Source organism: Edaphobacter sp., from assembly GCF_035532915.1.
Lineage (GTDB): Bacteria > Acidobacteriota > Terriglobia > Terriglobales > Acidobacteriaceae > Edaphobacter.
Genome location: NZ_DATKQC010000094.1, coordinates 1 through 8,509, shown reverse-complemented (window position 1 = coordinate 8,509; position 8,509 = coordinate 1). Strand labels below are relative to the sequence as shown.

Annotated in this window: 7 protein-coding genes; 4 read left to right on the top strand and 3 right to left on the bottom strand. The window is 59.3% G+C overall.

Going from position 1 to position 8,509, the window contains the following annotated elements; translation table 11 throughout:
- Together VMU57_RS04920 and VMU57_RS04915 are read right to left on the bottom strand one after the other, a co-directional pair.
- The coding region (locus VMU57_RS04920; RefSeq protein WP_325381399.1) for a PBP1A family penicillin-binding protein at window positions 1-2,521 on the bottom strand (2,521 nt) is incomplete at its 3' end.
- 24 nt (window positions 2,522-2,545) lie between these two features.
- Entirely contained in the window at window positions 2,546-4,405 is a 1,860-nt protein-coding gene (locus VMU57_RS04915) for a proline--tRNA ligase (RefSeq protein ID WP_325381397.1), read from the bottom strand.
- Window positions 4,406-4,708: 303 nt separating this feature from the next.
- On the opposite strand from VMU57_RS04915, the gene VMU57_RS04910 reads away from it, so the two are divergent.
- Window positions 4,709-5,257, top strand: coding sequence for a hypothetical protein (locus VMU57_RS04910; RefSeq protein ID WP_325381395.1), 549 nt, complete (start codon window positions 4,709-4,711; stop codon window positions 5,255-5,257).
- A 447-nt stretch (window positions 5,258-5,704) separates the two neighbouring features.
- Here VMU57_RS04910 and VMU57_RS04905 read toward each other — a convergent pair whose 3' ends face one another.
- Entirely contained in the window at window positions 5,705-6,703 is a 999-nt protein-coding gene (locus VMU57_RS04905; protein ID WP_325381393.1) for a KpsF/GutQ family sugar-phosphate isomerase, read from the bottom strand.
- A gap of 107 nt (window positions 6,704-6,810) precedes the next feature.
- Between VMU57_RS04905 and VMU57_RS04900 the strand changes: the two genes are divergently transcribed.
- The 3 genes from VMU57_RS04900 to VMU57_RS04890 form a co-directional block, all read left to right on the top strand.
- Window positions 6,811-7,461 carry a TlpA disulfide reductase family protein gene (locus VMU57_RS04900; protein ID WP_325381391.1) on the top strand — a complete coding sequence of 217 codons (651 nt, stop codon included), beginning with the start codon at window positions 6,811-6,813 and terminating at the stop codon, window positions 7,459-7,461.
- Complete coding sequence (locus VMU57_RS04895) at window positions 7,462-7,965, top strand: protein-disulfide reductase DsbD domain-containing protein (RefSeq protein WP_325381389.1); 504 nt, start codon at window positions 7,462-7,464, stop codon at window positions 7,963-7,965.
- A gap of 107 nt (window positions 7,966-8,072) precedes the next feature.
- Window positions 8,073-8,509 (top strand): aminotransferase class I/II-fold pyridoxal phosphate-dependent enzyme (locus VMU57_RS04890; RefSeq protein WP_325381387.1); only part of this gene is annotated, 437 nt, incomplete at its 3' end.

The following is an 8,509-nucleotide window of genomic DNA, read 5'->3' as shown; positions in this document are numbered from 1 at the left end:
AGAGCTTCTGGAAGAAGTTCTTCTTCTTCGGCTTGGCCTCCTGCGTCTCAGGAGCGTTCTGTGCAGGTGGAGCATTTGGCGCAGGTGCAGGAGCGGGCGCGTACTGACGGGGTTGCTGCGGGACCGTTTGTGAACCAGGCGCAGGGGCAGGCTTGTTGCCGCCGATGCCAAACAGTTTCTGGATGAAGTTCTGCGGATTTTCGCCCATCTGACTGCAATAGTTTTGTGGCGCCGTGCCATCGAGGAACGCTGCACTGTAGTCATCCGGGCAACTACCGTCGGCAAGCAGATTGCTCTTTTTGTCGAGATCGGCCACAGTGACCCCGGGGGGTGCCGAGAACGGCTTCACGTCGGAGTATTGCGGCAGCTTGATCGCACGGTTCATGAACTCCGCCCAGACCGGCGCGGCCGCGTCAGCTCCCTGCAGCTTGATGTCGGTGTAGTCGTCGTTGCCGATCCAGACGATGCAGATCAGGTTCGAGGTGTAGCCCACGAACCATGCATCGTGCTCGGTCCCGGTCTTTCCTGCCGCGGGGGCCGTGAAGCCGTGCCGCCGCGCCGAGGTGCCGGTGCCGCGGTTCATCACGCTCTCCATCTGCGACTGCGTCAGATAAGCGACGCGGGGGTCGAGCACTTGATGTGCCTGTGGCGAGAAGTCGGCAACGATGTCGCCACTCGAGTTGCGGACCGACGCCAGCATCCAGGGATCGATATGCACGCCGTTGTTCGCAAAGACGGTATAAGCACCGATCATGTCGAGCGGGGAAGCACTATAGGTGCCGATCGCGACCGAGGGCGTTCCGCGAGCACTGGTGATTCCGGCTGAGCGCGCCAGGGCGGCCACATTGTCGAATCCGACCATCTGGGCCAGCGCGATGGTGGCAATATTAAGCGAGTGATCGAGCGCGTCGATCGCCGTCACCATGCCGGGATATTCGCCCTTCACGAAGTTGCCCGGACTATAGGGCTTGCCCTGGAACATAAAGGTGGTGGGGTCGTCGTTCAGCATGGTGATGCCGGTAAACACCCCGCCCTCGCCCAGCGCCGTGCCGTTGAGGCTCGTGTTGTAGGCGGTCGCGTAGACGAAGGGCTTGAAGATCGACCCGGTAGGCCGCTTTGCCATTGCGTGGTTCAGCTGCGATGTGGCGTAGTTGCGTCCGCCCACTAACGCGAGCACCTGTCCGGTATGTGGATTCAGAGCAATCAGCGACACCTGCGGATAGTCGATGTTCGTCGCGCCCTTTTTATATCTCTTGCGGACGAGCTCATCGACTCCCTTCATGCCAGCCTCAACCGCTTCCGAGGCAGCACGTTGCAGGTCGGGGTCGAGCGAGGTGTAGATGCGCAGGTTCTGGTGGTTCAGGTCCTGGTCGCCGATCTTGCGCACCAGTTGATCGTGCACGAGGTCGACAAAATAGGGAGCTTCGTTGGCGTCCATATTCGAAGGGGCCAGACGAATGGGCTCGGCTTTGAGCTGGCTGGCTTCACTCGCAGTCAGTGCGCCGGTCTCGACCATCGAATTGAGGACGACATTGCGGCGCGCCATCGCGCGTTCCGGATGCCGGTACGGATTCAGCCGGCTAGGGCTTTGGATCAACCCTGCCAACAGAGCGAACTGTGCCGTATCGAGCTGACGCAGCGGCTTGCCGAAGTACGTCTGCGCTGCCTCGCCGAAGCCGTTGATGGCATAGCTACCCCGCTGGCCAAGAGGGATCTCGTTGGCATACATCTCAAAGATCTGTTTCTTGTTGAAGCGCGCCTCAAGCTGAAACGTAATCATCACTTCTTTGAGCTTGCGTACGATGTGTTTCTCCGGAGAGAGAAAAAATCCGCGTGCCAACTGTTGCGTCAGCGTCGATCCTCCGCAGCTCATTCGCCACGAAAGCACATCCTGAACGGCGCACTTGGCGATGCGCACATAATCGACGCCCGAGTGCTCGAAGAACCGGCGGTCTTCGATGGCCGTTACCGCCTGCACCAGGCGCGGCGGAATATTGTCGTAGGTGATGAGGCGTCGCTTAGTGCGGCTGTTATCTTCCGAGAGCGCCGTGATCAGTTGCGGCTCAAGATCGTAAGCCGCTAGCACGACGCCGTTCTCGGCCGTGATCTTCTGCACTACGTCGCCGGTCGTGTCGATCGTCGCGCCATCCGTGCTGTGATAGCTCTCCGGCCCCGGCTTGATGAAAATAGTATCGCCGTTGAGCTGGAACGTCCCCAGCTTTGGATTGTTATTGTAGTTGGCGCGGCGCAGGTCGTTCGCAATCGCCGCTGCCGTCAGCTTCTGGCCCGGACGCACCTCGCGCGGCGCGGCGTAGATCTGCGATTCGCTGGCAAAGAGAGGCCCTGCGGCCAGCTTGTCGTCGACCACATGCTGATAGTGAAAGTAGGCGAAGCCGAAGATCGCAACACCAATGGCAAGGCACCCGAGCACCGCGATCAGCAGCCCGCGCATAAGGCTTGAGTCTAAGAAGCTCCGCGCCGAACCATTTCGCTTCTTGCCGTATTTGAGTTTGAGAGGCAAAGGGACTCTTTCGTTGGACGATAGTTAGATGGCGGTGGGAAGCATCGCGCGCAAGGTAGTAGATATCTCAGTGGTAACCGTGTTGGTTACCTCGCCCAAAAGAACGTCCTGGTTCTTGCCCTGCAGGCGGTCGACGAACTCGACCTTGCCCTCGGCCACCCCTCGTCCAATGTTGATGCGATAGGGGATGCCCACCAGATCGGCGTCTTTGAACTTCACCCCGGCGCGCTCGTCGCGGTCGTCCAGCAGCACATCCACGCCAGCCGCGTCCAGCTCCGCAGCCACTTTCTCTCCGGCAGCCAGAAGTGCCGCATCGCCAACGTTGGTGATCGTGACCACCACCTCAAACGGCGCAATCGCCGGATGCAGCGCGTAAGCCTCGCCGCCATTCGCTGCCGCCGAGCTCTCGATCGCCGCGGTCAGAATGCGCTCCACACCGATCCCATAGCTGCCCATGATCGGCGTGACCTCTTTGCCGTCCCGGTTCAGCACGCTCGCGCCCATCGACTTCGTGTACTTATAGCCGAGCTTGAAAATATGGCCAATCTCGACAGCCTTGCCCAGTCGCAGCGGCGAGCCATCGACCGGGCAGCCTTCGCCCTCGAGCACACTGCGAATATCGGCGGTAAGCGTCGGGGTAAAATCGCGGCCGGGGGTTACGTTGCGCAGGTGATAGTCCAGCTTGTTGGCTCCGGCCACAAGGTTCTTTCGGCCTTCGAGACCGGAATCCATAACGACAATCGTCTTGAGAACCTCGGTCGAATCTTCACGAAAGATCCCCTTGACCTTGGCGAGTTCCTTGCCCGACTTGAGGCCGTTCAGCGAACCCTGCGTCATCACCTCGGAGATGCCGACCGGACCAAGAAATCCGGCGGGACCGCCGATGTGCTGTTCCAGTTCCTCGGCCATCATGGGACGCAGTTCAGAGACCCCGGCGATGGCCATCAGCTTGGTTTCGTTTACCTGGTGGTCGCCGCGAAGGAAGGCCACGACCGGACGCAAAGGTGAGTCCGATGAAGCAGAGATGCCCATGAAAGCGACGCACTTGATATCCTGCGAAGCCTGAATGCCGAAGAAGGCGGTGACGTCGGCGATGGAAGCCATGCCCGGCGTGGGTACAAGTTCGGGCTGGCCATCGCCGGTCGGCGCAAGGTCTTCGACCGGTGCCAGAACGCTGGTCGCCTTTTCAAGATTGGCGGCGTAGCCCGAGGCGCTACTGGCAATCAGGTCTTCGCCCGCGTCCGTATACACCATGAACTCCTGCGAGGCAGATCCGCCCATCGCCCCCGAGTCGGCATCGACCGAGACGAACTGCAGACCGCAGCGGCTAAAGATGCGCCGGTACGTGGCATCGTGCTTGTTGTAGCTCGCATCGAGGCCCGCCTCGTCGATATCGAACGAGTAGGCGTCCTTCATGATGAACTGCCGCACCCGCAGCAGCCCCGACTTCGGGCGCGGCTCGTCACGAAACTTGGTCTGAATCTGGTACCAGATCTGCGGCAACTGTTTATAGCTGCGCAGCTCCTTGCGCGCAATGTCGGTCATCACCTCTTCGTGGGTCATGGCCAGGCAAAGCTCCGCACCCTTGCGGTCCTTCAGCCGAAACATGTTGTCGCCCATGCCCGTCCAACGGCCGCTCGCCTCCCACACCTCACGCGGATTCAGCGCAGGCAGAAGAAACTCCTGCCCAATCCTGTCCATCTCTTCGCGGATGATGGCGACGATCTTGTTGATCGAGCGATTTCCCAAAAAGAGATAGCTATAGATACCGGCTCCAAGCTGGCGCACATAACCGGCGCGAAGGAGGAGCTTATGGCTGGCGACCTCGGCGTCTGCCGGTGCCTCACGAAGGGTGGGAATAAAGAGTTGAGACCAGCGATGCATCGGCAAGGGGGCACTTTCCTGTCCGCCGCATGAAAAATTGCACGGACTTTAGAGTTGAATGTTCATTCTAAATGGTGCGGCTCCTTCAATAAACCGAAGCTGACGGGCCGCCTCCCATCGGCATTCCCGATCAAATGGCTCGGGACCGATGTCCTCGGCCGCATAAGGTGATCTCCATCCCATTCCGCGATTCGGGCCATTCGACCAGCCGTTACTGTTGCAAAGGCGTATTATTCCGAGTAATCGCTGCAACTCGCCCCGCATGTCGTGGAACCGGTCACTGCGGCCGAAGGAAAGGACCCCTTGCGCAAGGAAGATCAGTTCTCAGCGGTTCACCGGGAGCAGCGCTCCACCGGGGAAGCAAAGATGCTTACTATTCTTGCAGTAGGAGAAGACTTCGATCTTCTGCGGACTCGTGCCGAAGTTCTACGAAAGACGGGCGCGAACGTGCTGTGCTCCTCTGGAGTCGCAGCGTTGAAATTCATCGCCGAGTGGGAGTTCGATCTCGTGGTTCTGGGTCATTCGGTGCGGCAACAGGATGCGGAACGAATCACCGAAGCGGCCCATCGGGATGGATCGAGAACCCTCGTCCTTCTTCTGGTATCGGACCAGAGGCACGAGCACGAATATGACGGGATCGCCCTCGACGCCAAATCCTTTGCAGACCCGGCTTGTCTTGTTCGAAGCGCGATAGAACTGCTCGAACTCCAGCAAAGCCGTCATCAATCGGAAGCAGCTTCGAGTGGGCCATGGAACGTACCTGTGGTGAAAAAGAAGCCTGCGAGTTATCCAGCGGATATCTCGTTGCGCAGGACTCTGATTAAACAGTTTGAAAATAGCAAGGCAGGTTAGCCGCTGCTTGGCCGGCGATTCCGGGTTGCCCCTCTGTAATCAAACTTGTTATCCTTCGCCGCAGGCGGAGGATCTGCTTTTGCCGTTGCCCTTGCTTTGCTTACCTCGGAGCTGCTATGCCAGATGCCCAGTCCAACCCTGGGTCACCATGGAGCGGGATAAAGGCTGTCAAGCTCCAAAATCCATTTCAACTCCGCAACCTGGATCATAAGTGCAATAGAAACAATGGCTTGCAGCGATAAAATAAATCCAGGAACTCTGCAAATTAGTTCTCTCCCGCCTGCTAGCATTAACCTAAGGCTGAAGTAGTGGTTCTGATCAACCTCGCAGCCAATAACCCTTTTCAATGGAATAGTTTGCACCTAAGTCTTGTGTAATGAAGACTTTGCAAAATAACCCCTGTGGAATGAAGACTTTGCACAATAAGTACCCGGGGGAGGGGGTACTTCAAGCCGGGTTGATTGTCCAAAGATCGTGCAGATGAAGCACGCCTTCAACCTGCCCACATTCCCCGGTGACGATCAGCGAAGTAATCTTCCGCTCCTCCATCAGCGCGAGGGCTGTAGACGCGAAAGCATCGCCCTCGATAGTCAAAGGCTGGCGGTTCATAATCTCGCCCGCCGACCGCTCCAGCGCATGAGAGCCATCCCGTTCCAGCAGTCGGCGCAGGTCGCCATCGGAGATCATGCCCAGCAGCGAACCTCCATCGAGAACGGTGGTCATCCCCAGCTTCTTATGCGACATCTCGTGGATGACCTGCGGCATCGGCGTCTCCGCCGAAACGCTGGGAAGCGCCTCGCCCCCATGCATCAGGTCGCGGACACGCGACAGCCGTCTGCCCAGCCGTCCACCGGGATGCAGATCGGCAAAGTCCTCCGCCTTCCAGCCGCGGCGGCGGCTCACCTCCAGCGCCAGCGCATCGCCCAGCGCCAGCATGACGGTGGTGGAGGCAGTAGGTGCCAGGTTCAGCGGGCAGGCCTCGGCTGAGACGCTGGCATCGAGAAAAATATCGCTGGCCTCTGCCAGAGTCGATGTAGAGCAACTGCAGAAACTAATCAGACGAGCGCCGAGCCGCTTCAACGTAGGCAGCAGCCGCAGTAGCTCCTCAGTCTCTCCGCTCGAAGAGAGCGCCAAAATGGTATCGCCGCGCGCGATCATGCCAAGATCGCCGTGCAAAGCCTCGGACGGTTGAAGAAAGTGAGCCGAGGTTCCCGTGGAGCGCAGCGTAGCCGCAATCTTGCGGGCGATGATGCCGCTCTTGCCGACACCTGTCACAATGACGCTCTGCCTGTTGTCGGCTGCGCGGACGAGCTGCTCGACCGCATCGGTAAACGGCGCAAGCATCGTGTCATCGAGCCGGTCAGCGAGGTCGCTCAGTGCTGCGGCCTCGATACGCACGAAACTCGAAGGCTTGGTGTCGGACGGTTTGTGGGCTTCGTTCGCCATGGGTGTAGAACCATGTCGATGCTAGCAGAGCGGCGTCCGAGGCCGCATTGCGTCTAAACTGGATACAGGCTCAGCGCGGAGCGCTTGCCGGAAGGATATCCAATCAAGTGAAGCGAAACGCGTTGGTTCTTGGTGTGATGATTGTCGGGATCTCGCTGATGTTGTGGGCCGGATGGCATAATCTGCGGCAACGGCGCATCGCCATGCAACTGGCAGAGGCCAACCATGTGGTGCTGACTCCGGCCCAGCCAGGCTCGTCCGCCCAGGGCGACGACGCCGAGGCCGAAGACCCGGGCGCGAAGCTGCGGGGAAAGACCGCTCCGGCATTCACGCTTGCGACGCTCGACGGCAAAAAGGTTTCGCTGGCCGACTACAAGGGCCGTCCGGTGCTGGTGAACTTCTGGGCTACCTGGTGCGCTCCCTGCAAGATCGAGATGCCGTGGTTCGAAGAGCTGCGCAAGCAGTATGCGGGACAGGGCTTTGAGATTCTTGGCCTGACTGCCGATGCCGATGCGGGCAACGACGTGATTGCGAAGACAGCGCAGAAGATCGGCGTAACCTATCCGATCCTGTTGGCCACCGACAAGATCGAGGATGCTTACGGCGGAATCGACTATCTGCCGATGTCGTTCTACGTGGACCGGAACGGCAAGGTCGTGGAAGCAACGGGCGGCCTAAGCTCGAAGGACGAGATTGAGGCGAACATCAAGAAGACCATTGCCTCGGGAGCGACGACGGCCATGAAGGGCGGCGAGTAGATGCGGCCTGGCGTAATGGTGGCGGGGTTGATGCTCGGTGCGGGCAGTCTGTTGAACGCGGGAGTCCTGACAGCACAGATGGGCAACCTGAACGGCAATTCCGAGAAGCCTAAGTCTTACGTGATCTATGACGCTGAGCCGCAGATCGTTCCGGCAGGCAAGCGAAGTGTGGTGGAGATGCGCTTTCGCGTCGTCGACGGATTTCACGTCAACTCGCACACCCCAAAGTCGGAGCTGTTGATTCCGACCAAGGTTGACTTGCAGCCCGTAGCGGGCGTGAAGGCTGAGACGGCGGAGTATCCGGCGGGCATGGCCTATAGCTTCAGCTTCAGTCCCAAGAATAAGCTGGATGTCTACGCAGGCGACTTTACGGTGAAGCTGCCGGTGGTGGCCAAAGCGGGGCAGCATGAGATCGACGGCACGCTGCGCTATCAGGCATGCGACCACGCAGCATGCTATCCGCCGCGAAGCCTCCCCATTCAGGTCGTTTTCACCGCAAAGTAGTGGCGTGACGGGTTCCGGCCCGAGGGAAGCGCAAAGCGAATTCTGCTTTGACACTTCCCTCGTGGCATCATCGATTAAGAACGAAATTTTGGAGCGAGCAGGGCGCAATGGACGAGTTTAGAAGACTGACACGGTTGCCAGCGTATGTGTTCAACATAACGGGCGAGTTGAAGGCCGCGGCACGCAAGCGCGGCGAAGACATCATCGACTTCGGGATGGGCAATCCCGACGGAGCGACGCCCAAGGCAATCGTCGACAAGCTGATCGAAGCAGCACAAAAGACTGCAACCCATCGCTACTCGCTCTCGCGCGGCATTCCACGGCTGCGCAAGGCAATCTGCAACTGGTATAAGACCCGCTACGACGTCGATCTCGATCCCAAGACGGAGGCGATCGTCACCATCGGATCGAAGGAGGGCATTGCGCATCTGTGCCTCGCGACGCTCGATCGCGGCGACGTGGTCATGGTTCCAAATCCCAGTTACCCGATCCACATCTACGGCCCCATCATCGCCGACGCGGACGTGCGCAGCATCGAAATCCA

What these genes read in the sequence shown, in the direction of transcription:
- VMU57_RS04915 (WP_325381397.1), bottom strand. Translation starts at nt 4,405, where the DNA reads ATGCATCGCTGGTCTCAACTCTTTATTCCCACCCTTCGTGAGGCACCG.
- VMU57_RS04905 (WP_325381393.1), bottom strand. Translation starts at nt 6,703, where the DNA reads ATGGCGAACGAAGCCCACAAACCGTCCGACACCAAGCCTTCGAGTTTC.
- VMU57_RS04895 (WP_325381389.1), top strand. Translation starts at nt 7,462, where the DNA reads ATGCGGCCTGGCGTAATGGTGGCGGGGTTGATGCTCGGTGCGGGCAGT.